Source organism: Pseudomonas sp. 21615526 (assembly GCF_013386245.1).
In the GTDB taxonomy this organism is placed as follows: domain Bacteria; phylum Pseudomonadota; class Gammaproteobacteria; order Pseudomonadales; family Pseudomonadaceae; genus Aquipseudomonas.
In genome coordinates, this window is the sequence record NZ_JACAOM010000107.1 from 1 (window position 1) to 24,029 (window position 24,029).

Genomic DNA, 24,029 nt, shown 5'->3' on the forward strand with positions numbered 1-24,029 from the left:
GGGGAAAAAGCCCTTGGGCACCAGCACGTACAACACGCCGGCGAGCACGATCACCAACACCGTCACAAAACCCATCAGCACCGTATGGTCGATCACCCAACCGAGGGTGCGATCGTAGAAGCGGTGAAAGCGCGAATCCGGGTGTTCATTGCCTTCATGAATCGCTTTCGGCGCGCGCAGCAGCACGCTGGCGAGCATCGGCGTGACGGTCAGGGAGATCAGCATCGAGATCACAATGGCCACCGACAACGACACCGAAAACTCGCGGAACAGCCGCCCGACAATCCCGCCCATCAGCAGCAGCGGAATAAACACCGCCACCAGCGACACGCTGATGGTCAGTACCGTGAAGCCGACTTCCTGGGCNNCACAATCGCATCGTCCACCACAAAGCCGGTGGAAATCGTCAGCGCCATGAGTGACAGGTTGTTCAGGCTGTAGCCGAGGAAGTACATCGCGCCGAAGGTGCCGAGCAGCGACAGCGGCACTACAATCGCCGGCACCAGGGTGCTGCGCCAGTCGCGGAAGAAGCCGAAGGTCACCAGGGTCACCAGCAGGATCGACACCAGCAACGTGATCTCGACGTCATGCAACGAGGCGCGAATGGTGGTGGTGCGGTCCATCAGCAGGTTGAGCTTGATCGTCGCCGGAATCGAGCTTTGCAGGAACGGCAGCGAGGCTTTCACCGCGTCCACCGTTTCGATCACGTTGGCGCCCGGCTGCTTGAACACCACCAGCAATACTGCCGGCTTGCCGTTGGACAGGCCGAAGTTGCGCAGGTCCTGCACGTCTTCGCGCACGTAGCCCAGGTCGGCGATATGGATCAGGTCGCCGTTGTGGGCCTTGACCACCAGCGGCCCGTAGTCCTTTTCATCGAGCAACTGATCGTTCGCCGCAATGCCGTAGTTGCGATCACCGATGGCCACGTTGCCCTTGGGCAAGTTGACGTTGGAGGCGTTGATCACCTGGCGCACCTGCTCCAGGCTCACGCCGTACTGGTTGAGCCGATCGGGGTTCAATTCCACCCGCACCGCCGGCAGCGCGCCGCCGCCCACCGTCACGTCACCGACCCCGGTGGTCTGCAACAACTTCTGCTCCAACAGGGTCGAGGCCACGTCATACATCTGCCCCGGCGTGGCGCTGTCGGAGGTCAGGCTGATGATCAAAATCGGCGAATCCGCCGGGTTGACCTTGCGGTACGTCGGGTTGCCGGACAGGTCGCTGGGCAGGTTGCTGCGGGCGGCATTGATCGCCGCCTGCACATCCCGCGCGGCGCCGTCGATGTCGCGATTCAGGTCGAACTGCAGGATGATCCGCGCCGAGCCCAAGCTGCTGGACGAGGTCATCTGCGTGACCCCGGCAATCTGCCCGAACTGGCGCTCCAGGGGCGTGGCCACTGAACTGGCGACGGTGGTCGGATCGGCGCCGGGCAACGAGGCGCTGACGCTGATGGTCGGGAAATCCACCTCCGGCAACGGCGCCACCGGCAACAGCATGAAGGCCAGCGCGCCAAACAGCGCGAGGCCGGCCGCCATCAAGGTGGTTGCAATCGGGCGGCGAACAAACGGCGCGCTGAGGTTCATTGCCATCAGACCGCTTCAGCCGGGCGGCGGCTGAAGCGCTGCCCCAGCCCGTGCATGGCGAGGAAGATCACCGGCGTGGAAAACAGCGTCAGCAACTGACTGAGCAACAACCCGCCGATAATCGCGATGCCCAGCGGGTGACGCAGCTCCGAACCAATCCCCGTACCGAGCGCCAGCGGCACCGCGCCGAACAGCGACGCCATGCTGGTCATCAGGATCGGCCGGAACCGCAACTCTGCCGCCTGGCGGATCGCGGCCGTGGGGCTCAGGCCGCCCTCGCGTAACAACTCCAGGGCAAAGTCGACCATCATGATGCCGTTTTTCATCACGATACCGATCAGCAACACAATGCCGATCAGGCCGATGATGTCGAACTGCGTGCCCGTCACCAGCAGCGCCAGCAAGGCCCCGAGTGCTGCCGAGAGCAGCGTCGAAAGGATCGTCACCGGGTGCACGAAGCTCTCGTACAGAATCCCCAGCATCAGGTACACCACCACAATCGCCGCCACCACCAGGAATACCTGGTTGGACAGCGACTGTTCGAACGTCGCCGCCGCGCCTTCCAGGTTGGCCTGCACCGACAGCGGCAAGCCGACCTTGGCCTCGATGTCCTTGAGCCGCGTCACTGCCGTGCCAAGGGTCTGGCCCGGAGCAAGGTTGAACGACACGTCGGCATACGGAAACTGACCCAGGCGATTGATGGTCACGGGCGTGCGCACCACCTGCATGGTCGCCATGCTCGACAGCGGCGCCACACCGCCACCGGGAATGTCCACGTACAATCCGGTGAGCAGGTCCGGCAAGTTGCGCGGCGGATGGTCGGTGGCGATCACCACGTGGTACTGGTTGAGCTGGGTGTAGATCGTCGAGACCTGGCGCTGGCCGAAGGCGTCATACAGCACATCGTCAATCGCCTGGGGCGTGATGCCCAGCCGCGAGGCCGTGGCGCGGTCAAAGGTCAGCTGGATCTGGTTGCCGAACTGCATCGCCTGGCTTTGCACATCGGTGAACATCGGGTCTTGCTTGATCGCCGCCAGCAGCTTGTTCGTCCACGTTTCCAGTTCGTCCGGATCGGTGGCTTGCAGGCCCAGGCGGTAGCTGGTGGTGGACACCGTGGCGTCGAGGGTCAGGTCCTGTACCGAGTGCAGGTACAGGCGGATCCCGGCGTCGTCGGCGTTGGCATCGGAGAGCCGGCGGATCACCTCGGTGGCACTGTCACGCTCGCCGCGCGGCTTGAGGTTGATCAGCAGGTTGCCCTGGTTGATGGTCGGGTTGGTCTGGTCGATACCCACAAAGGACGACAGGCTTTGCACCGCCGGGTCCTTGAGGATTCGCGCGGCCAGGCGCTGTTGTTCGGTCTGCATCTGCTGGAATGAAACCGTCGGCGCCGCCTGGGAAATACCCTGGATCAGGCCGGTGTCCTGGTCGGGGAAAAAGCCCTTGGGCATGATCACCAGAATCATCAGGGTCAGCGCGGCGGTGAGCGCTATCGAGATCAGGGTCAAGGTGCGGTGCGCCAACACCCAGTCAAGGCCACGCACGTAGTGGGTGTTGATGCGGTCGAAGAAATCCGCGCGGCGTTCCTGGTGCTTATTCTTGAGCATCCGCGCGCACATCATCGGCGTGAGGGTCAGGGAGATGAACGCCGAGATAACGATGGTCACGGCCACGGTCATGGCGAATTCGCGGAACAGCCGGCCGACTACATCGCCCATGAACAGCAGCGGGATCATCACTGCAATCAGCGCAATCGACAGCGAAATAATCGTGAAGCCGATTTGCTCCGACCCCTTGAGCGCCGCCTCCAGCGGCGAGTCGCCCGCCTCGATATAGCGTGTGATGTTTTCGATCATCACGATGGCGTCGTCCACCACGAATCCGATGGCGATAGTCAGCGCCATCAGTGTCAGGTTGTTCAGGGAAAAGCCCAGCGCATAAGCCACCGCCAGGGTGCCCACCAGCGTCAGCGGCACGGTGACTGCCGGAATAACCGTCGCCGCAACGTCGCGCAGGAAAATGAAAATCACGATCACCACCAGCAGCACCGCCACCGCCAGTTCGTACTGCACATCGGTGACCGAGGCGCGGATGGTTTGCGTGCGGTCGGTCAGCACATCGACCTTCAAGGTACCCGGCAAACTGGCCCGCAGCTTGGGCAGCAATTGCTGCACGCGGTCGACCACCTGGATCACGTTGGCGCCGGGCTGGCGCTGGATGTTCAGCACAATCGACGGCGTGCTGTTGGTCCACGCAGCCTGGCGCGGGTTCTCCGGGCCCTGGGTGGAACTGGCGATCTGCGACAGGCGAATCGGCGCGCCATTTTTATAGGCGATCACCAGGTCGCGGTATTCCTCGGCCGATTGCAGCTGGTCGTTGGCACCAATCGAATACGCCTGGAACTTGCCGTCGATATTGCCCTTGGCCTGGTTGACGTTGGCCGTGCCGAGGGAGGTGCGCAGGTCATCAATGGACAGGCCGAGGCTATTGAGCGCCGAGGTATTCGCCTCGACCCGCACCGCCGGGCGCTGACCGCCGCTGATGGTCACCAGGCCGACGCCAGTGATCTGCGAGATCTTCTGCGCCAGCCGTGTATCCGCCAGGTCCTCGACCTTGGTCAGCGGCAACACATCGGAGGTCAGGGACAGGGTCAGCACCGGCGCATCCGCCGGATTGACCTTGCTGTATACCGGTGGGTACGGCAGGTTGGCCGGCAGGAAGGTGCCGGCGGCGTTGATCGCGGCCTGCACTTCCTGCTCTGCCACATCCAGGGACAGCGACAGGTCGAATTGCAGGGTCACCACCGAAGCGCCGTCGGAGCTGGTGGAGTTCATCGACTTGAGGCCCGGCATCTCGCCGAGCTGGCGCTCCAGCGGCGCGGTGATCGAGGAGCTGACCACGTCCGGGCTGGCGCCGGGGTATTGGGTGAAGACCTGGATGGTCGGGTAGTCGACTTCAGGCAACGCCGACACCGACAACAGGTGATACCCCAACATGCCCAGCAACAGCACCGCGACCATCATCAAGGTGGTGGCGACGGGACGTTCGATAAAGGGCCGCGAAATGTTCATGCTCGGCAGCTCCTCACTGGGCGACGACCTTCACGGCCGAACCGTCATCCAGTTTGTCGGCGCCTTCGGTGATCACCTGCTCGCCTGGCTTGACGCCGTTCTCGAGCACCGCCGACACATCGCCCATCGATGGGCCGGTCTTGATGTTGCGCAGGCTGGCCTTGTCGCCATTCACCACGAACACGAAATCGCCCTTGCTGCCATGCTGGATCGCCCGGGTGGGCACCACGGCAACCTGGGCCAGGGTGTCGGCCTTCAGGCGCGCATTGACGAACTGGTTGGGGAACAGCGCACTGCCCGAATCATCGAACTGCGCCTTGACCTTGATGGTGCCGGTCGTCGTGTCTACCTGGTTGTCCAGGGCCAACAGGCTGCCGGTGGCCAGCAGGGCTTTCTTGTTGCGGTCGTAGGCCAGCACCGTCACGACGCCACGGCCCAGGGCCTGGTTGATTGCACCCAGGTCGTCCTCGGGGACCGCGAACACCACGGTGGCCGGGTTCATCTGGGTAATCACCACGATGCCGGTGGTGCTGGTGGTGGTGACGTAATTGCCGGGGTCGACCAGGCGCAGGCCCACCACACCGTCGACCGGCGAAGTGATGGTGCAGTAGCCGACCTGCACTTCAAGGTTCTGCACATTGCCCTGGTCGGCAGCCACGGTGCCCAGTTGTTGCTGGACCAACGAGGCCTGAGTGTCGACGGTTTGCTGGCTGGTAGAACCGGCCTTGACCAGTTCGCGGTAGCGCACCAGATCGCGCTGGGCATTGCTCAACACTGCCTGGTCGTGGGCCAGGGTACCCTTGGCCACAGCCAGTTGGGCCTTGAGAGCACGGTCATCGATCCGCGCAATCACCTGGCCCTTGCTGACGTGCTGGCCTTCCTTGAATTCCACGCTGCTGAGGATGCCATCGACCTGGGTGACCACGGTCACACTGCGGGTGGGGGTGACGGTGCCGAGGGCGTCGATATACACCGGCACGTCCTGCAACACCACCGGCACCACGGCCACCGGTTCGCCGGTGGCGGGAGGCCGGCCTTTGTGCCCGCCTGCAAAGAAGTGCAAACCCAGGGCAATCAACAACGCTACCAGTAACAACGTGCCAACGGCCCAGGCGAACGTACGTCGTCTGCTTTTCTCCACGGGTTTCTCTCTCGAACGCCGAAAACAGGAAGGGGCGGCCAGGCTAAATGGCCGCTCGCTGCCTGAACTCTAGCAGCGCGCTCGAGCTGTGCCTGTACGACCGTGAATGCGTTCAGCATCAAGACAGACAAAGTCAGCTGGGCGCCCCGCCATGCAAGGGCTGCGGCGGGATTCTTGAGCCCTGCGCAAAGCCGGTGCTACCATGCCAGACCGCCTGTCTTGGCAAGGAACCTCCTGGTCTATGAGCACCATTCGCGAGCGCAACAAAGAACTGATCCTGCGGGCTGCCAGTGAGGAGTTTGCCGACAAGGGCTTCGCCGCGACCAAAACCAGCGACATCGCCGCCAAGGCCGGGCTGCCCAAGCCCAACGTCTACTACTACTTCAAGTCCAAGGACAACCTCTATCGCGAGGTGCTCGAAAGCATTATCGAGCCGATCCTGGCGGCCTCCACACCGTTCAATCCTGATGGCGACCCTTCGGCCGTGCTGAGCGGGTACATCCGCTCGAAGATCTGCATCTCCCGGGATTTGCCGTTTGCCTCGAAAGTGTTTGCCAGTGAGATCATGCACGGCGCCCCGCATTTAAGCCCCGAGCAGGTGGAACAGCTGAATGCCCAGGCCAAGCACAACATCGACTGCATCCAGAGCTGGGTGGACCGTGGGCTGATTGCGCCGATTGATCCGCATCACCTGATGTTCAGCATTTGGGCGGCGACGCAGACGTATGCGGATTTTGACTGGCAGATTTCGGCGGTGACCGGGAAGGCGAAGTTGGATGAAGCGGATTATGAGGCGGCGGCGCAGACGATTATTCGGTTGGTGTTGAAGGGGTGTGAGCGGGACTGATAGACCGCAGCGTCTTCAAGATTCGCGAGCAAGCCCGCTCCCACATTTGAATTTGTGCCAGACATAAATTGTTTAAACGCCGCAGATCCAATGTGGGAGCGGGCTTGCTCGCGAAAGCGCCCTCCCAGACACATCCTGCACAAAGCCAAACCATCATCTCCAGATTCCCCGATCTAGCCTCTCAGAACCCCACCTGAAGAGAGGCAAAGGAATGCCTGATCCAGCTGCTTCACATCGCCTGCGCATCGGGCGATTCAGCGAGTCCAACCGCATCTACCTGATCACCACCAACACCCACGAACGCGCGCCGATATTCAGTGATTTTTATCTCGGCCGCCTGGTGGTCTGGCAATTCCGGCTCGCCCAGTATCAAGGGCTGGCGAACTCCCTGGCCTGGGTGGTCATGCCCGACCACTTTCACTGGTTGATTGAGCTGCAAAAAGGCTCATTGGGAGACCTGATGTGCCAGGTGAAGTCCAAAAGCACTCGAACCGTTAATGGCGCTACGGGCCGCAAAGGGCGGCTATGGCAAACCAGCTTTCATGATCGTGCGCTGCGCAAGGACGATGACTTGGTGAAGATGGCTCGGTATGTCGTGGCCAACCCATTAAGAGCAGGGTTGGTGGAGCGGATTGGCGACTATCCGCTGTGGGATGCGGTTTGGGTTTAGGTCCGGGACCGAGTCGCCCCTTTCGCGAGCAAGCCCGCTCCCACATTTGACCGAGTTCCAGCCTTGGAATGCAGTCAAATGTGGGAGCGGGCTTGCTCGCGAAGAGGCCCGACCAGTCACCTCACATCAAGCAGTAACCCCCGCATCCGCCAACAACCCCAACCCCTCGATCGCACTGATCGCACACTGCTCGTCAATATCCGACGTATCCCCGCTGATCCCGATCGCGCCCAGCACCACACCCGCCTGATCCCGGATCAACACCCCGCCCGGCGCCGGCACCACGCTGCCCTGCCCCAGGCTGTTCAGCGCGGCAATAAACGCCGGCCGTTGCTGTGCGTCCAGCGCCAGCAAGCGCGAGCCCTTGCCCAGGGCTATCGCACCCCAGGCCTTGCCAATCGCGATCTGCGGGCGCAGCAGGCTCGCGCCATCCTCGCGCTGCAACGTTATCAAATGCCCGCCGCTGTCGAGTACCGCAACGGTCAGCGGTGCCGCCGAAATGGTGCGGCCTGCCGCGATGGCGTGGCTGGCCAGGTTGACTGCGACTTTCAAGGTTAAAGCGCTCATGGGTGCCGTCCTTATCTTGTTATGGGAAAGCCGTGGGGCTCTGTCTGATCAGAAGCTCGATCAAACAAATAGAACACAATAGATTTATTTTTTGTATACAATATTTCGAAACATACGCACCACACGTCGAAATATTCCCGTCCATAAGCCTTCCGACGAACGTAAAGGCCACCCAAGAAAATGGATTGACCTGCCCCGCTCGCCGTGAATACACTTCGGACCAACACCACTTGTATACAATTACAAAACGCAAGAGGCACCAAAACCATGAGCAAAATGAGAGCAATCGAAGCCGCTGTCCTGGTGATGCGCCGTGAAGGGGTCGACACCGCCTTCGGTATCCCGGGCGCCGCGATCAACCCGCTGTATTCGGCCTTGCAGAAGGTCGGTGGCATCGATCACGTCCTTGCTCGCCACGTTGAAGGCGCCTCGCACATGGCCGAGGGCTACACCCGCACCAAGGCCGGCAATATCGGCGTGTGCATCGGCACCTCGGGCCCGGCGGGCACCGACATGGTCACCGGCCTGTACAGCGCCTCGGCGGACTCGATCCCGATCCTGTGCATCACCGGCCAGGCGCCACGGGCACGCATGCACAAGGAAGACTTCCAGGCTGTCGACATCACCAGCATCGTCAAGCCGGTGACCAAGTGGGCGACCACCGTCCTGGAACCCGGCCAGGTGCCGTATGCCTTCCAGAAGGCCTTTTATGAAATGCGCTCCGGTCGCCCGGGCCCGGTGCTGATCGACCTGCCATTCGACGTACAAATGGCCGAGATCGAATTTGACATCGACGCCTACCAACCACTGCCCCTGGCCAAGCCTTTGGCGACCCGCATCCAGGTGGAAAAAGCCCTGGCCCTGCTGGACCAGGCCGAGCGCCCATTGCTGGTGAGCGGTGGTGGCGTGATCAACGCCGACGCCAGCGAACTGCTGGTGGAATTCGCCGAGTTGACCGGCATCCCGGTGATCCCGACCCTGATGGGCTGGGGCACGATCCCGGACGATCACCCGCAGATGGTGGGCATGGTCGGCCTGCAAACGTCCCACCGTTATGGCAACGCCACGATGTTGAAATCGGACGTGGTGCTGGGCATCGGTAACCGCTGGGCCAACCGTCACACCGGTTCGGTGGAGGTGTACACCGAGGGCCGCAAATTCATTCACGTGGACATCGAGCCGACGCAAATCGGCCGCGTATTCACCCCGGACCTGGGCATCGTTTCCGACGCCGGCTCAGCCCTGACCATGTTCATTGAAGTGGCCCGCGAGTGGAAAGCCGCCGGCAAGCTCAAGGACCGCAGCGCCTGGCTCCACGATTGCCAGCAGCGCAAGGCCACCCTGCACCGCAAGACCCACTTCGACAACGTGCCGGTCAAGCCGCAACGGGTGTACGAAGAGATGAACCAGGTGTTCGGCAAAGACACCTGCTACGTCAGCACCATCGGCCTGTCGCAGATTGCCGGCGCGCAGTTCCTGCACGTCTACAAACCACGCCACTGGATCAACTGCGGCCAGGCCGGCCCGCTCGGCTGGACCATTCCGGCGGCACTGGGTGTGGTCAAGGCGGACCCGACCCGCAAAGTCGTGGCACTGTCCGGTGACTATGACTTCCAGTTCATGATCGAAGAGCTGGCCGTGGGCGCACAGTTCAAGCTGCCGTACATCCACGTGGTGGTGAACAACTCCTACCTGGGGCTGATCCGCCAGGCCCAGCGCGGGTTTGAAATGGACTACTGCGTGCAGCTGTCCTTCGACAACCTCAACGCACCGGAACTCAACGGTTACGGCGTCGACCACGTGGCCGTCGCCGAAGGCCTGGGTTGCAAGGCCCTGCGGGTGTTCGAGCCGGGCCAGATCCAGCCGGCACTGCGCAAGGCTCAGGAAATGATCGAAGAATTCAAGGTTCCGGTGATCGTTGAGATTATTCTGGAGCGGGTGACCAATATTTCCATGGGCACCGAGATCAACGCCGTCAACGAATTCGAAGATCTGGCACTGGTGGGCAACGACGCGCCGACTGCCATTTCACTGCTCGATTAAGGAGAACCCCATGCCGCGTTTTGCCGCCAACCTGTCCATGCTGTTTACCGAACAGGACTTTCTTGCCCGTTTCAAAGCCGCCGCCGACGCGGGGTTCAGTGGTGTGGAATACCTGTTTCCCTATGAATTCAGCTCAGCTGAAATCAAGGCGCAACTCGATGCCCACGGCCTGACCCAAGTGCTGTTCAACCTGCCGGCCGGTGACTGGGCCAAGGGCGAACGCGGCCTGGCCTGCCACCCGGACCGGGTCGAGGAGTTCCGTGCCGGGGTCAACCTGGCCATCGCCTACGCCCAGGTACTGGGCAATACCCAGGTCAACTGCCTGGCGGGGATTCGCCCGGCCGGCGTGGATGACGCGACGCTTGAAAAAACCTTCGTCGCCAACCTCAAGTACGCCGCCGACAAGTTGCAGGCGGTGGGCATCCGGCTTGTGATGGAGATGATCAATACCCGCGACATCCCGGGCTTCTACCTGAACAACACGGCGCAGGCCCTGTCGATTCGCGAGCAGGTGGGCAGTGCCAACCTGTTCCTGCAATACGACATCTATCACATGCAAATCATGGAAGGCGACCTGGCCCGCACCATGGCTGCGCACCTGGGTGAGATCAACCACATCCAGCTGGCGGACAACCCGGGGCGCAACGAGCCGGGGACCGGTGAGATCAACTACCGCTTCCTGTTCGAACATTTGGACCGCATTGGTTATCAGGGTTGGGTCGGCTGTGAGTACAAGCCGTTGACCACCACCGAAGCGGGTTTGGGTTGGCTCAAAAGCCACAACGCGATCTAACTGAACAAACACAGCACCCAATGTGGGAGCGGGCTTGCTCGCGAAAGCGGTGGATCAGTCGACATCAATGCTGAATGTCGGCCCCCATTCGCGAGCAAGCCCGCTCCCACAGTGGATCTCCTGTGTTTAGCAGGCCGCGCCAGGCCTGCACACCTAACAATAAGAGGATTTTCGTCATGGCTAAAATCGGATTTATCGGCACCGGCATCATGGGCCAACCCATGGCTGCCAACCTGCAAAAGGCCGGTCACCAACTGTTTCTTTCCGAGCATCACGGCAAGGCGCCGGCTGAACTGATCAGCGCTGGTGCGGTGGCCCTGGCCAACCCGCAGCAAGTGGCCCAGGAAGCCGAATTCATCATCGTCATGGTGCCCGACACCCCGCAGGTCGACGATGTGCTGTTCCGCGCCGACGGCGTTGCCGCAGGCCTTGGGCCGAACAAAGTGGTGATCGACATGAGTTCGATCTCGCCCACCGCCACCAAGGCCTTCGCCGCGAAGATCAACGAGACCGGCGCACGTTACCTCGACGCCCCGGTGTCCGGTGGTGAAGTCGGTGCCAAGGCCGGCACCCTGAGCATCATGATCGGCGGCGACCCGCACACCTTCGAACGCGCCCTGCCGCTGTTCCAGGCCATGGGCAAGAACATCACCCTGGTGGGCGGCAATGGCGATGGCCAGACCGCCAAGGTGGCCAACCAGATCATCGTTGCGTTGAACATCCAGGCGGTGGCGGAAGCGCTGCTGTTCGCCTCGAAGAACGGCGCCGACCCGGCCAAGGTGCGTGAAGCACTGATGGGGGGTTTTGCTTCGTCGAAAATCCTCGAAGTGCATGGCGAGCGCATGATCAAGGGCACCTTCGATCCGGGCTTCCGCATCAACCTGCACCAGAAGGATCTGAACCTGGCCCTGGCCGGTGCCAAGGAGCTGGGGATCAACCTGCCGAACACCGCCGGCACGCAGCAGGTGTTCAGCACCTGCACCGCCATCGGTGGCGGCAACTGGGACCACTCGGCGCTGATCAAGGGCCTGGAACATATGGCGAATTTTTCGATTCGCGATAAATAACCCCCTGATCGTTCCCACGCTCTGCGTGGGAATGCAGCCGTGACGCTCCGCGTCACAACAGCGGACGCAGAGCGTCCAGTGATTCATTCCCACGCGGAGCGTGGGAACGATCTGATGCACCCCTAATAACAAGAATCCCCGGGAGCCCGCTTATGTCGGTCGATCCGCAACACCTGCTTCGCGAGCTGTTTGCCACAGCCATCGACGCCGCCCACCCCCGGCAAGTCCTCGAACCCTATCTGCCCGCCGACCGCAGCGGCCGTGTCATCGTGATCGGCGCCGGCAAAGCCGCCGCCGCCATGGCGCTGGTGGTGGAAAACTGCTGGCAAGGCGAAGTCTCGGGCCTGGTGGTCACCCGCTACGGCCACGGCGCACCCTGCAAGAAAATCGAGGTGGTCGAAGCCGCGCACCCGGTGCCGGACGCCGCAGGCCAGGCCGTGGCCAAGCGTGTGCTGGAGCTGATCAGCAACCTGGGCGAAGACGACCGCGTGATCTTCCTGCTCTCCGGCGGCGGCTCTGCACTGCTCGCCCTTCCGGCCGCCGGCATCACCCTGGCGGACAAGCAAGCGATCAACAAGGCCCTGCTCAAATCCGGCGCCACCATCGGCGAGATGAACTGCGTGCGCAAGCACCTCTCGGCGATCAAGGGCGGGCGCCTGGCCAAGGCAAGCTGGCCTGCCACCGTCTACACCTACGCGATTTCCGATGTGCCGGGCGACCAGGCCACGGTCATCGCTTCCGGCCCCACTGTTGGCGACCCCAGCACCTCGCAACAGGCGCTGGCGATTCTCAAGCGCTACCAGATTGAAATCCCGGCGTCGGTGCGCACCTGGCTGCAAAGCCCGGAGTCGGAAACCGTCAAGCCCGAGGACCCGGTGCTCGCCCGCAGCCATTTCCAACTGATCGCCCGTCCGCAGCAATCCCTGGAAGCGGTGGCGGTGAAAGTCCGCCAGGCCGGTTTCAGCCCGCTGATCCTCGGCGACCTGGAAGGCGAAGCGCGGGACGTGGCCAAGGTGCACGCCGGTATCGCCCGGCAAATCATCCAGCACGGCCAACCCCTGGCGGCGCCTTGCGTGATCCTCTCCGGCGGCGAAACTACCGTCACCGTACGCGGCAATGGCCGTGGCGGACGCAACGCCGAATTCCTGCTGAGCCTCACCGACAGCCTCAAGGGCCTGCCCGGCGTCTACGCCCTGGCGGGTGACACCGACGGCATCGACGGCTCGGAAGACAACGCCGGCGCGATCATGACGCCCACCAGCTACGCCCGCGCCGAAGCCCTGGGCTTGAGCGCCAGTGACGAGCTGGACAACAACAATGGCTACGGCTACTTCGCGGCCCTCGACGGCTTGATCATCACCGAGCCGACCCGCACCAACGTCAACGATTTCCGCGCCATTCTGATTCTTGAAAGCCCTGAAAGAGAGTCCCCTGAACATGACGCCTGACAAGAAGGTCAAGATCCTCGCCACGCTGGGCCCGGCCACCGACAGCATCGACGACATCCGCGAGCTGGTGGAAGCCGGGGTGAATATCTTTCGCCTGAACTTCAGCCATGGCGATCATGCCGACCACGCCCAACGCTACCAGTGGATTCGCCAGGTGGAGCGCCAGCTCAATTATCCCCTCGGCATCCTGATGGACCTGCAAGGGCCGAAGCTGCGGGTGGGGCGTTTTGCCGAAGGAAAAGTGCAACTGATTCGCGGCCAGGCCCTGCGCCTGGACCTGGACCCGACACCCGGTGACCAGCGGCGGGTCAACCTGCCCCACCCGGAAATCATCGCGGCCCTGCAGCCCGGCATGGACCTGCTGCTGGACGACGGCAAGCTGCGCCTGCGGGTGATCACCAAGCACGCCGATGCCATCGACACCACCGTGCTCAACGGCGGCGAACTGTCGGACCGTAAAGGCGTGAACGTACCCCAGGCATTGCTGGAGCTCAGCCCGCTGACCGCCAAGGACCGCCGCGACCTGAGCTTCGGCCTGGAACTGGGGGTGGACTGGGTGGCGCTGTCGTTTGTGCAACGCCCGGAAGACATCCGTGAAGCCCGCGAGTTGATCGGCGACAAGGCGTTCCTGATGGCCAAGATCGAGAAGCCCTCGGCGGTGCAGCGCCTGCAGGAAATCGCCGCGCTGAGCGACGCGATCATGGTCGCCAGAGGCGACCTGGGGGTGGAAGTGCCGGCGGAAAGCGTGCCGCAAATCCAGAAGGACATCATTGGTGTGTGCCGCCAGTTGGGTAAACCGGTGGTGGTGGCCACGCAGATGCTTGAATCCATGCGCTTCTCCCCGGCGCCGACCCGTGCCGAGGTCACCGACGTGGCCAACGCAGTGGCGGAAGGGGCGGACGCGGTGATGCTGTCGGCGGAAACCGCTTCCGGTGAATACCCGTTGGAGGCCGTGCTGATGATGAGCAAGATCATTCGCCAGGTGGAAAATGGCCCGGATTACCAGACCCAGCTGGACGTCAGCCGGCCCAAGGCGGATGCCACGGTGTCGGACGCCATCAGCTGTGCGATCCGCCGTATCAGCAGCATCCTGCCGGTGGCAGTGCTGGTGAACTACAGCGAGTCGGGCACCTCCACCCTGCGGGCGGCGCGGGAACGGCCGGCGGTGCCGATTCTGAACCTGACACCGAACCTGTCGACGGCGCGACGCTTGAGCGTGGCGTGGGGCGTGCATTCGGTGGTGAACGATCGGCTGCGGCAGGTGGATGAGGTGTGTTCCACGGCGTTGGAGATTGCCCAGGCACAGGGTATGGCGGAGCGTGGGGATACGTTGGTGATTACTGCTGGGGTGCCATTCGGGCAGCCGGGGTCGACCAACTCGTTGCGGATCGAGACATTGATCTAATCCCCTGTGGCGAGGGAGCTTGCTTCCGCTGGACTGCGCAGCAGGCCCTTCTTTTGGGGCCGCTGCGCGCCCCAGCGGGAGCAAGCTCCCTCGCCACAAGATTCGGCGCTTTCCTGCAGATTATTGATCATGCCCAACCAATCCTGCCCCGACTGGGCCGAAGCCCTGCTCAACGGCTTCAGCCAGATATTCCTGCAGCGCCACCCGCTGTGTGGCCTGCTCTGCCTGCTGGCGATCCTGGTCGGCGCCCCGGCCCTGCTCGGCGGCGCGCTGCTGGGCGGTGTCGCCGGCTTACTGACCGCCCAACGCCGCGGCTATCCCAAGGCCGAACGCCAGGCCGGTCTCTATAGCTACAACGGCGTGCTGCTCGGCTTGCTGATCAGCCAGCACTTCAGCTGGTCGGCACTGCTGCCGCCGTTGATTCTCGCCTGCGGTGGCCTCAGCGCAATCCTCACTCGCCAGTGGCTCAAACGCGCCGCCAACCCCGATGACCTGCCCGCCTACACCGCACCGTTTGTGGTACTCGGCTGGCTGCTGCTGGGCACCACCGCGCCCGCCGCATTTGCCGCCAGCGAACCCGGCACCTGGGCGCTAATCTGCGCGCCGTTCACAGGTCTGGCCCAAGTCATCCTGATGGACCAACCCCTCGCCGGCCTGCTGATCGCCCTCGGCCTTTTAATAGCCAGCCGCCGCGCGGCCTTGTGGGCGCTGACCGGCGCGAGCCTCGGCGTGTTGATCGCCCTGTTGATGGACGAGCCCGCCAGCGCCCTGCTCGGCCTGCACAGCTATAACCCGGCGCTGGCCGCCCTGGCCCTCAGCCAGTATCGTCGCCAACCCTGGCTGCCGCTGATCGGCATTCTCCTGGCGATCATCCTCACGCCCGGCTTCACCGGCCTGAACCTGCCCGCGCTGACCGCGCCGTTTATCCTCGCCACCTGGCTGGTGCGCGCCAGTCAGCGGGTGATGCAGAAAACCCGCATGGACAGCCCCTTCGAATCCCCCTAGGCTTCGCTGATCTTCGATTCAGGCGACTTCCATGGACAGCAACAAGCACTGGCGTGAGCGTCTCTACGTCATGGTTTTCCAAAGTGACACCCCGGCCGGCCGACGCTTCGACAGCACCCTGTTGCTGATCATCCTGGCCAGCCTGGTGATCGTGATCCTCGACAGCATCCAGGAGGTCCACGACAACTACGCCAACGTGCTGGCCTATATCGAGTGGGGCTTCACCATCATCTTCGCCATCGAGTACGGCCTGCGGCTGTACTGCTCGCCCAAGCCGTTGCGCTATGCCTTCAGCTTTTATGGGCTGGTGGATTTGCTGGCGATCGTGCCCGGGATCCTCGCGCTGTACTACAGCGACGCGCAGTACCTGCTGATTATCCGAATCATCCGGATGCTGCGGATTTTCCGCGTGCTCAAGCTCGGCCCGTACCTCAAGCAGGCCAACTACCTGATGTCGGCGCTGCGGGGCAGCAAGCAGAAGATCGTGGTGTTCCTGGTCAGCGTCTGCACCCTGGTCACGGTGTTCGGCACCTTGATGTACGTGATCGAAGGCCCGGAGCACGGCTTTACCAGTATTCCCAAGGGCATCTATTGGGCAATCGTGACGCTGACCACCGTGGGTTTTGGCGATATCGTGCCGAAGACCCCGCTGGGCCAGGTGATTTCGTCGCTGGTGATGATCACCGGTTATTCGATCATCGCGGTGCCCACCGGGATCTTCACCGCCGAACTGGCCAACGCCATGCGCGGTGAGCAATTGCAAACGGATTGCCCGGTGTGCAAGAAAAACAGCCATGAGCCCAATGCAGCGTTTTGCTCACGGTGTGGCAGCGCGCTTTTCAAGAAACTGGAATAAGCAAAGTTCTTTTTAATCTTTAAGCGACTATGCGCCCCCCCGTTATAGTCGCCGGCATATTGCCCCCATGCGTTTCAAAAACCTTCTCGAACAACAAGGAATGAGCAGTGAAAAAACTCGTTAGTGCCTCTCTCCTGGCCGCCGGCCTCGCACTGGCTGGCGTCGTCCAGGCCGCCCCGGTCACCCTGCTCAACGTCTCCTATGACGTGATGCGTGACTTCTACAAGGACTACAACGCCGCCTTCCAGAAGCACTGGGCCGCCGAGCATCCAAACGACAAGCTGACCCTGCAGATGTCCTTCGGTGGTTCGAGCAAACAAGCGCGCTCGGTGATCGACGGCCTGCCGGCTGACGTGATCACCATGAACATGGCCACCGACATCAACGCCCTGGCGGACAACGGCAAACTGGTGCCGGACAACTGGGTTACCCGCCTGCCGAACAACAGTGCGCCGTTCACTTCGGCCACGGTGTTCATCGTGCGCAAAGGCAACCCGAAAGCCCTGAAAGACTGGCCGGACCTGCTCAAGGATGGCGTGCAAGTCATCGTGCCGAACCCGAAGACCTCCGGTAACGGCCGTTACACCTACCTCTCGGCCTGGGGTTATGTGCTGAAAAACGGTGGCGACGAAGAGAAGGCCAAGAAGTTCGTGGGTGACCTGTTCAAGCACGCACCCGTGCTGGACACCGGTGGCCGTGCCGCTACCACCACGTTCATGACCAACCAGATCGGCGACGTGCTGGTGACCTTTGAGAACGAAGCAGAAATGATCGCCCGTGAATTCGGCCGTGATCAGTTCGAAGTGATCTACCCGAGCGTTTCCGCAGAAGCTGAGCCGCCAGTGTCGATCGTCGACAAAGTGGTCGAGAAGAAAGGCACCAAAGTGGCTGCCGAGGAATACCTGAAGTACCTGTGGTCGCCGGAAGGCCAGGAAATTGCCGCCAACAATTACCTGCGTCCACGTGACCCGAAAGTGCTGGCCAAGTACACCGACCGTTTCCCGAAAGTCGACTTCCTGTCGGTAGAGAAGACCTTTGGCGACTGGCGCACCGTGCAGAAGACCCACTTCAATGATGGCGGGGTTTTTGACCAGATCTACTCCGGGCAGTAATCCGCACCCTGATCGCTGATCGTTCCCACGCTCCGCGTGGGAATGCATCATAGGACGCTCCGCGTCCAGGTCGCGCCGCAAGACCTGGACCGTGCGCAATGGTGACGCAGAGCGTCACTGGATGTATTCCCACGCGGAGCGTGGGAACGATCTATCTACAGCCGTTACATCGGCGGTGTCACGCCATCCTTACCCGCAGAAATCGCCTGGGCCGTCACGCTCCCGTCCGCGCCCTTCGCCGCAAACATCACCACCTTCACCCCAGGCTTCAGCAAGCTGCGATCACCCGGCTCCAGGTTGACGATCGGCACATCATCCGGCACCACGATCTTCTGCTCGCCGCCCTTGTACTTGACGGTCAACGTGCGGCCATCGCTCACCACCAGGTCACCCACGGTGCCGTTGGTCATGCTGCTGCCTTCCTTCAGGTCGAACGCACGGTGCCCATCGCCTGTACCGGCCATCGCCGGTGGGAATACATGCACTTCCAGCGCCGTCAGGGTGCCATCCGCGTTGGGCATGGCCGCCGAACCGATGTAACTGCCGGGCTTGATGTCTTCGATTTTTGCCAGGGTGACCGCACGCACCTGCGTGTCCTTGGTCAGGTGCACGGTGACGTCTTCACCGCTGTTGACCTTGACGTGCATCGCGTCGCCGTCCATCGCGGTAATCGCACCCCGCACGCCGACACGCGGGGCATCTGCGGCCTGGGCAACGCCCACGGTCATCAGCGCGGCCAGGCTGGAGGCCAGGAGCATCTTGTTGAATGTCGTCTTCATGGCAGTCGATTTCCTGTTTATGCAGTTGTGACTGAATGTATCATCGACCTTCAGCGCGAAAGTTAACGTTTCAGTCATTAATTCCCGGCATGAGTGTTATCACCACAGACAGGCTACTCCCGCCCGGGGCCAGTCTTTATCCTCGCTCGCCACAATCCTTCGCTTTTATGAGAACGCCATGAACGCCACGCCCCCCGCTACAAGCACGATGACCCGAGGCATGGTGATGCTGTTTGCGTTCTGTTGCGGCGCCATCGTCGCCAACATCTACTACGCGCAACCGATCATCGAGCTGATCGCCCCGGACATCGGCCTCACGCCGGCCATGGCCAGCCTGATCGTGTCCCTGACCCAGATCGGCTATGCCCTGGGCCTGTTCTTCCTGGTGCCGTTGGGCGACCTGCTGGAAAACCGCCGGCTGATGATCATCACCACCGTGGTGGCCATCGCCAGCCTGCTGGGTGCAGCGTTCACCGAACAGCCGAACCTGTTCCTGCTGGTGTCGCTGCTGATCGGCTTCAGTTCGGTGTCGGTACAGATCCTGATTCCGCTGGCGGCGCACCTGGCGCCGGCTGAATCCCGTGGCCGGGTGGTCGGCAGCATCATGGGCGGCTTGCTGCTGGGTATCCTGCTGGCGCGACCGGTGTCCAGCGTGGTGGCCGACCACTTCGGCTGGCGCGCCATGTTCATGGCCGCTGCGGCACTGATGGCGTTTATCAGCGTGGTGCTGATGCTGACCATCCCCAAGCGCCAACCGGATCACGCGGCCAGCTATGGCCAGCTGCTCGCCTCGCTGGGCACCTTGCTGCGCCGCCAGCCGGTGCTGCGCCAGCGCGCGTTTTACCAGGGCTGCATGTTCGCCACCTTCAGCCTGTTCTGGACCGCCGCCCCGCTGGAACTGTCCCGCAACCACGGCCTGAGCCAAAGCCAGATCGCCCTGTTTGCCCTGGTCGGCGCCCTAGGCGCCATCGCTGCCCCCATCGCCGGGCGCCTGGCGGATGCCGGCCACACCCACCGCGCTTCGCTGCTGGCGATGCTGTTTGCCGCACTGAGCTTCCTGCCGGCCTTCGTGCACCCGCTGTACAGCGTGATCGGCCTGGCGGTGACCGGCGTGGTCCTGGACTTCTGCGTGCAGATGAACATGGTCCTTGGCCAGCGCGCCATCTACGCCCTCGACGCCAACAGCCGTAGCCGACTGAACGCGCTGTACATGACCAGCATCTTCATCGGCGGCGCCTTCGGCTCGGCGATTGCCAGCAGCGTGTACGAACACGGCGGCTGGCTGGGGGTGATGCTGGTGGGCAGCGCATTCCCGCTGGTGGCGTTGCTGCGCTTCTTGAGCGCCTCGCGGCAAGGGGCGGTGGCGACTGCCTGACCCACCTTACAACCGCATCAACCGCTCCAACGCCGCATCCGCCAGAAATGACGAGTGACGAGGTCAAGGGCTTGCTGACTGATTGGGAATTACCGCCCAGGGATTTATGGGCGGTATCCCCTCCAGGAGGATGGCGAGCGCCCTGGCGCGTTGCTTTTCAGCGCAGGTGAGTAGACAGACCGATCACGTCCTCTGGCCGGATCAAGCGTGTGCTTTTAAGCAGGAAGTTTGTCTGACGCCGTCCCAGTAAGTCGATGCCCACAAAGTAACGCCCGCTCTGCTGGTTGTATTTGACGACGGTATCTCCAATACGGCCCGTGTAGCTATCCACCAGCCGCAAGGGCGTTCCGACTTCTGTCATTAAACCCGTCAGATCAATTGTGTCTTGGCCACTGGTGAAATCCATGATCAGGTCAGCGTCGTCATAGGCCGAGTCGCTGGCCTTCTCATACCTGAACGTGTTTCTACCGCCCACACCCCAGAGCGTATCTCCACCTGCCCCGCCGGTGAGAACGTTATCCACCGTATTGCCTATGAGCGTGTCACGGCCTGAGCCGCCAATCGCATTCTCCACGGTGACACCTTTGGCTATACCAACATTATTGCGCAAGCCGCCTATGCTGGAGGCTGCGCCCTCGCGCAAGTCGATGGTCTGGTTCTGCCGGAAGCCCGAAAAGTCCAGGGTGTCATCGCCACCTTTGTCCCTCACCAGGAACCTGGGAGCGCCACTCTGGGAATGCAGGCTAAGGAAGGGATCACCGGTGTTGGAGTTGAAGCCATAGACAGTATCGTGCGGAGCAGGAAAAGGTTCCGGATTCGGGTCCGGTTGAGGTTCTGGCTTGGGCTCTGGTTGGGGCTCCGGCTTGGAAACTCCAGGTTCGTGTGCCCCGCCAGTGACTATGTCACTGGCCTGAATGCCACCCACGCTCTTAATCAGAAAATCCGCTTTGCCCCTGCCAGTGGTGTCGAGACCCAGACTACCGTTTCCGCTGCGCGGGTCATGGCTCAGGACAATCTCGCCAGCACGCCCCGTAAACCGCTCAACAATGTTGAAATGCTTGATTGAGGTATTTTTCAATAAGCCCGAAAGGTCGATCTTGTCTGTGCCGCTGGTGAAATCCAGGATTTCGTCAGGCCTGGTGAGTGTCGAGTCACTCGCTCTATCGTAAGCAAACACGTCCGCGCCTGCGCCGCCTGTCAACCTGTCTGAACCCGCTCCACCCTTGAGCCGGTTGCCGGCCTCATTCCCTATGAGCTCATCGTCACCTGAGCCACCTGTGGCATTTTCAATGACAACGCCCTTGGCGATAGACACATTACCCTTCAAGCCACCCACATTGGAAAACGACTCCGCATTCAGGTTGATCTTCTGGTTCTGGGAAAATAGCGAAAAGTTCAGCGTGTCATTCCCGCCCCCGTCCCATACCGAAAATATCGGGGCGTCCTTCGAGGACTCAAGGCTGAAGTGGTCACGGTCAGTATTGGATTCAAAGCCATAAGTAGTATCGGTATTCCGAATATTGAGATTGGCCCCGTAGAGTTTCTGTACGGCAGCAATATCATCTTTCATTGGCGTTGAAGGTTCGCGCGATTTGAAGTCATGGCCCGTATGATTGGTTTCTCGCCAGTAACTCATCACGCTGTGGGCTCTGGTGTCCTGCGTGTATAGGGCATCTGCATAAGAGTGCACACTTTCACCATAGTCCCCAGGGTGGCCAAGCCCCAGGGCATGTCCCAACTCATGTATGGCCGTTGATAAAAAAACATCGCCATGCCGTGGGGCATCAGAAGCGCCTTTCGTTCCAACCGTAGTGCTCATATCACCGTACCAGCGATTAGGCAGCCCAGACACCCCGCCATTGTCATCGGGATTGGCCTTGATGGTTATTGAACCATCCGGACCTGGCGCCCCCTCCTTGAAGACAATATTTGTCACGTCCTGCCAAGATCTCAGGGCTTTGCGCAAGGACGCTTTCTGTTGCACAGAGAATTGATCGTCAAGGGTGAAGGAAAGCTCGATTTTGTTATCGCCATTACGATCGTAATGCCTCGAACCCTCTCGCAGGATGTGCTTTGCAGCATCATCCGTGGTGAAGGTTTTTTTTGAGGTTGCGCCATCACTGGTAGTGGCCGCATTCAACGTAGATAGCTCATGACTTGAAACAGTCGGATTAACAAAAGAAGCAGTGACTCTCATACAAACAACATCCTTTTAGTTGAGACTTTGATTCATCAGGAAACAGACTTTCAACGCGACTTTTTCACTTAACAGCCGCCTTAAAATCTCACATGAAAAAACCGAATGTCACCCCTATGAACGTTTCAATTTAAATATCCAAACAGCCAGAAACACATCGCCAATTTTTTAAGCACACTATATTTATATTCAGAAGTTTCAGATCAGGCCAGCTCTGCATTCAATATGCGATACGAAGAAAACCGGAGACATATAAACCTACAATTACCCATCGCCCTAACCCGGGCATGAAAACAATCTGCTACACATCCGGCTGCTGCACCACGTGGTGCTGATGGCTGAGAGCCAGGCACTGGAAACAGGGCCAGACTCTGCCTTCACTCTGGCGGTTACCCAGGGGCGCCCGGCTGTTGAAGCAGACCTTTCAATAGCTGCAGCAACGTCGACAATGTCTTGGCGATCATCTCGTTCAACACTGCAAGCGTGGTCGTTTTCGAATCAGGCGCAGGGGGCGGCGCCGGGGACGGCACTACATTTGGCATGGGTAATGGCACCGGCTTGAACCCAGGCGTCGCCCCCGCCCACTGCACATCCGTCGACTTGATCTGGCCAACACTGTTGATCAACAACTCGGCTTTGCCACTGCCGTTCAGGTCAACTTCAAGGCTTGACCGGCCCGTGGCGGCGTCGTACTTGAGCAAGGCCTCGCCAGCGCGCCCCGTGAATCGGTCCGTGAACACCAGGGTGCCCACCCCGGCTTCTTTCAATGCGCCCGACAGGTCGATCTTGTCGGTACCGCTGGTAAAGTCCTCGATCAAGTCAGGATCCTGGGGCGTGGAATCACTGGCCTTGTCGTAGATAAACATGTCCGCTCCGCCGCCACCGCGCAACGTATCAGCCCCTGCTCCACCTTTGAGTCGATTGCCCGCCTCGTTACCGATCAGGGTGTCGCGACCGGCCCCACCTGTTGCGTTTTCAATTGTGCACCCCTTGGCAATCGAGACATTGCCCTTCAAGCCGCCCACGTCAGAGAACGACTCGGCATTGAGGTTGATCTTCTGGTTCTGTGAGAACCCTGAAAAGTCCAACGTATCGTCACCGCCGCCGTCCCATACGCAAAAAACGGGTTTGTCCGTGGCGCTCTTGAGCGTCATCGCCTCCCGCTCGGTGTTGGAGTTGAAACCATACGTGGTGTCGGTATTGCGGGTTTGGTGATTGGCCCCATACAACCGCTGCGCTGCCGCGATGTCGTCCATCATTGGAGCGGATGGATTCGAAGACTGAAAGTCGTGGCCGGCCTGGTTTTTCTCCGACCAGTAGCTCATGACGCTGCGCGCCTTGGTATCCCCGGCATAGACCGCGCCACTGTTGTAGGTAGAGCCGCCACCATTGTAGTTGCCTGGATGCTGCAGGCCGATGGCGTGCCCGATTTCATGTACCGCGGTCACCGAAAAGTGGCTGCCCAGGCCAGGTCTGCTCCCTGCTTTCAGCGTGCCTATCGTCGCGGTCGTGCTGGTGTTGGAGCGTGTAGGTGATGTGGCAACACCACGGTCACCGCGAGGGTTGTTTTTAATGTTTACCGTGCCGTCTGCCCCATCTGCCTGCTCCTTGAGGTTAATGTTGGCAACATCCTGCCAGGACTGCACCGCTTGACGAACGCGTTGTTGCTGCTGCGCGGTGAAACTGGGGTCGACGGTGTAGGACAGATCAACTTTCTTGTCGCCGTTACGATCGTGAAACCGCAGGTTGTCCCGCGAGATCTGCTTGCCGGCCTGATCCGTGGTGTAGGTCGGCTTGGCTTTCGCGCCGAAGCCAGTCGGACCGGGGTCAGACTCCGGCAAGTTTTGAAGCATGGGCCTGATGGAGATCGCGTCAAAAACGTTCATGAGAAAGAGCACTCTCTTTTAATTAATAGACGAGCCGGAACAATCGGCATCAGCCATTAAGCTCCCATGCATGGAAAGCACGGGACAGCGCTTATTTAGTTCTCACCGAAACATTTAAAAGCGATGAAACACCCGCTAAGAAACTCAATAAATTACTTGTAATTTAAACAACTGAACACACACCAGC

General features: G+C 61.1%; 17 protein-coding genes and 1 pseudogene. 11 read left to right on the forward strand and 7 right to left on the reverse strand.

Annotated features, from left to right (window positions below; translation table 11 throughout):
- The 3 genes and pseudogenes from HX786_RS26055 to HX786_RS26065 all read right to left on the reverse strand — a co-directional run.
- Window positions 1-1,589 (reverse strand): annotated as a pseudogene (locus HX786_RS26055) (efflux RND transporter permease subunit); the annotation flags it as partial.
- Window positions 1,589-4,651 (reverse strand): efflux RND transporter permease subunit, encoded by a 3,063-nt coding sequence (locus HX786_RS26060; protein WP_003210588.1) that lies wholly within the window; start codon window positions 4,649-4,651, stop codon window positions 1,589-1,591. The gene HX786_RS26060 and the pseudogene HX786_RS26055, both read right to left, overlap by 1 nt.
- Window positions 4,652-4,664: 13 nt before the next feature.
- Window positions 4,665-5,792 carry an efflux RND transporter periplasmic adaptor subunit gene (locus tag HX786_RS26065; RefSeq protein ID WP_178912796.1) on the reverse strand — a complete coding sequence of 376 codons (1,128 nt, stop codon included), beginning with the start codon at window positions 5,790-5,792 and terminating at the stop codon, window positions 4,665-4,667.
- Between the two features lie 241 nt (window positions 5,793-6,033).
- On the opposite strand from HX786_RS26065, the gene HX786_RS26070 reads away from it, so the two are divergent.
- Together HX786_RS26070 and HX786_RS26075 are read left to right on the forward strand one after the other, a co-directional pair.
- Window positions 6,034-6,639 carry a TetR/AcrR family transcriptional regulator gene (locus HX786_RS26070; RefSeq protein ID WP_003210590.1) on the forward strand — a complete coding sequence of 202 codons (606 nt, stop codon included), beginning with the start codon at window positions 6,034-6,036 and terminating at the stop codon, window positions 6,637-6,639.
- A 211-nt stretch (window positions 6,640-6,850) separates the two neighbouring features.
- A complete protein-coding gene (locus HX786_RS26075; RefSeq protein WP_177008365.1) occupies window positions 6,851-7,309 on the forward strand; it encodes a transposase in 459 nt (152 codons plus the stop codon).
- Between the two features lie 126 nt (window positions 7,310-7,435).
- On the opposite strand, the gene HX786_RS26080 is transcribed toward HX786_RS26075, so the two are convergent.
- Window positions 7,436-7,876 (reverse strand): heme-binding protein, encoded by a 441-nt coding sequence (locus HX786_RS26080; RefSeq protein ID WP_003210592.1) that lies wholly within the window; start codon window positions 7,874-7,876, stop codon window positions 7,436-7,438.
- 267 nt (window positions 7,877-8,143) lie between these two features.
- Here HX786_RS26080 and gcl point away from each other — a divergent pair, with 267 nt between their 5' ends.
- The 8 genes from gcl to HX786_RS26120 all read left to right on the forward strand — a co-directional run bounded on the left by gcl (window position 8,144) and on the right by HX786_RS26120 (window position 17,605).
- Window positions 8,144-9,919, forward strand: coding sequence for a glyoxylate carboligase (gene gcl, locus HX786_RS26085; RefSeq protein WP_063028181.1), 1,776 nt, complete (start codon window positions 8,144-8,146; stop codon window positions 9,917-9,919).
- A 10-nt stretch (window positions 9,920-9,929) separates the two neighbouring features.
- Window positions 9,930-10,712: a hydroxypyruvate isomerase gene (gene hyi, locus HX786_RS26090; RefSeq protein ID WP_008432625.1), complete on the forward strand. Its 783-nt coding sequence runs from the start codon at window positions 9,930-9,932 to the stop codon at window positions 10,710-10,712.
- Between the two features lie 176 nt (window positions 10,713-10,888).
- Window positions 10,889-11,779, forward strand: a complete 891-nt coding sequence (locus HX786_RS26095; protein ID WP_003210595.1) for a 2-hydroxy-3-oxopropionate reductase — start codon at window positions 10,889-10,891, stop codon at window positions 11,777-11,779.
- Between the two features lie 152 nt (window positions 11,780-11,931).
- Window positions 11,932-13,227 (forward strand): glycerate kinase, encoded by a 1,296-nt coding sequence (locus tag HX786_RS26100; RefSeq protein ID WP_178912797.1) that lies wholly within the window; start codon window positions 11,932-11,934, stop codon window positions 13,225-13,227.
- Window positions 13,217-14,632 (forward strand): pyruvate kinase, encoded by a 1,416-nt coding sequence (gene pyk, locus HX786_RS26105; RefSeq protein ID WP_178912798.1) that lies wholly within the window; start codon window positions 13,217-13,219, stop codon window positions 14,630-14,632. Before HX786_RS26100 ends, pyk begins: the two co-directional genes overlap by 11 nt.
- Before the next feature lie 129 nt (window positions 14,633-14,761).
- The gene (locus tag HX786_RS26110; RefSeq protein WP_178912799.1) at window positions 14,762-15,637 is read left to right on the forward strand and encodes an urea transporter; all 876 of its coding nucleotides are present in this window, start codon (window positions 14,762-14,764) and stop codon (window positions 15,635-15,637) included.
- Window positions 15,638-15,668: 31 nt separating this feature from the next.
- On the forward strand, window positions 15,669-16,493 hold the full coding sequence (locus HX786_RS26115; RefSeq protein WP_177008368.1) for an ion transporter: 825 nt from the start codon (window positions 15,669-15,671) through the stop codon (window positions 16,491-16,493).
- Between the two features lie 107 nt (window positions 16,494-16,600).
- Window positions 16,601-17,605 carry a sulfate ABC transporter substrate-binding protein gene (locus tag HX786_RS26120; RefSeq protein ID WP_003210600.1) on the forward strand — a complete coding sequence of 335 codons (1,005 nt, stop codon included), beginning with the start codon at window positions 16,601-16,603 and terminating at the stop codon, window positions 17,603-17,605.
- Between the two features lie 164 nt (window positions 17,606-17,769).
- On the opposite strand, the gene HX786_RS26125 is transcribed toward HX786_RS26120, so the two are convergent.
- Window positions 17,770-18,384, reverse strand: a complete 615-nt coding sequence (locus HX786_RS26125; RefSeq protein WP_003210601.1) for a DUF5666 domain-containing protein — start codon at window positions 18,382-18,384, stop codon at window positions 17,770-17,772.
- A gap of 178 nt (window positions 18,385-18,562) precedes the next feature.
- On the opposite strand from HX786_RS26125, the gene HX786_RS26130 reads away from it, so the two are divergent.
- Complete coding sequence (locus HX786_RS26130) at window positions 18,563-19,759, forward strand: MFS transporter (RefSeq protein ID WP_032899318.1); 1,197 nt, start codon at window positions 18,563-18,565, stop codon at window positions 19,757-19,759.
- A 157-nt stretch (window positions 19,760-19,916) separates the two neighbouring features.
- Here HX786_RS26130 and HX786_RS26135 read toward each other — a convergent pair whose 3' ends face one another.
- Together HX786_RS26135 and HX786_RS26140 are read right to left on the reverse strand one after the other, a co-directional pair.
- Complete coding sequence (locus HX786_RS26135; RefSeq protein WP_178912800.1) at window positions 19,917-21,956, reverse strand: M10 family metallopeptidase C-terminal domain-containing protein; 2,040 nt, start codon at window positions 21,954-21,956, stop codon at window positions 19,917-19,919.
- A gap of 389 nt (window positions 21,957-22,345) precedes the next feature.
- The gene (locus HX786_RS26140) at window positions 22,346-23,842 is read right to left on the reverse strand and encodes a M10 family metallopeptidase C-terminal domain-containing protein (protein ID WP_177008370.1); all 1,497 of its coding nucleotides are present in this window, start codon (window positions 23,840-23,842) and stop codon (window positions 22,346-22,348) included.
- Between the last annotated feature and the right edge of the window lie 187 nt (window positions 23,843-24,029).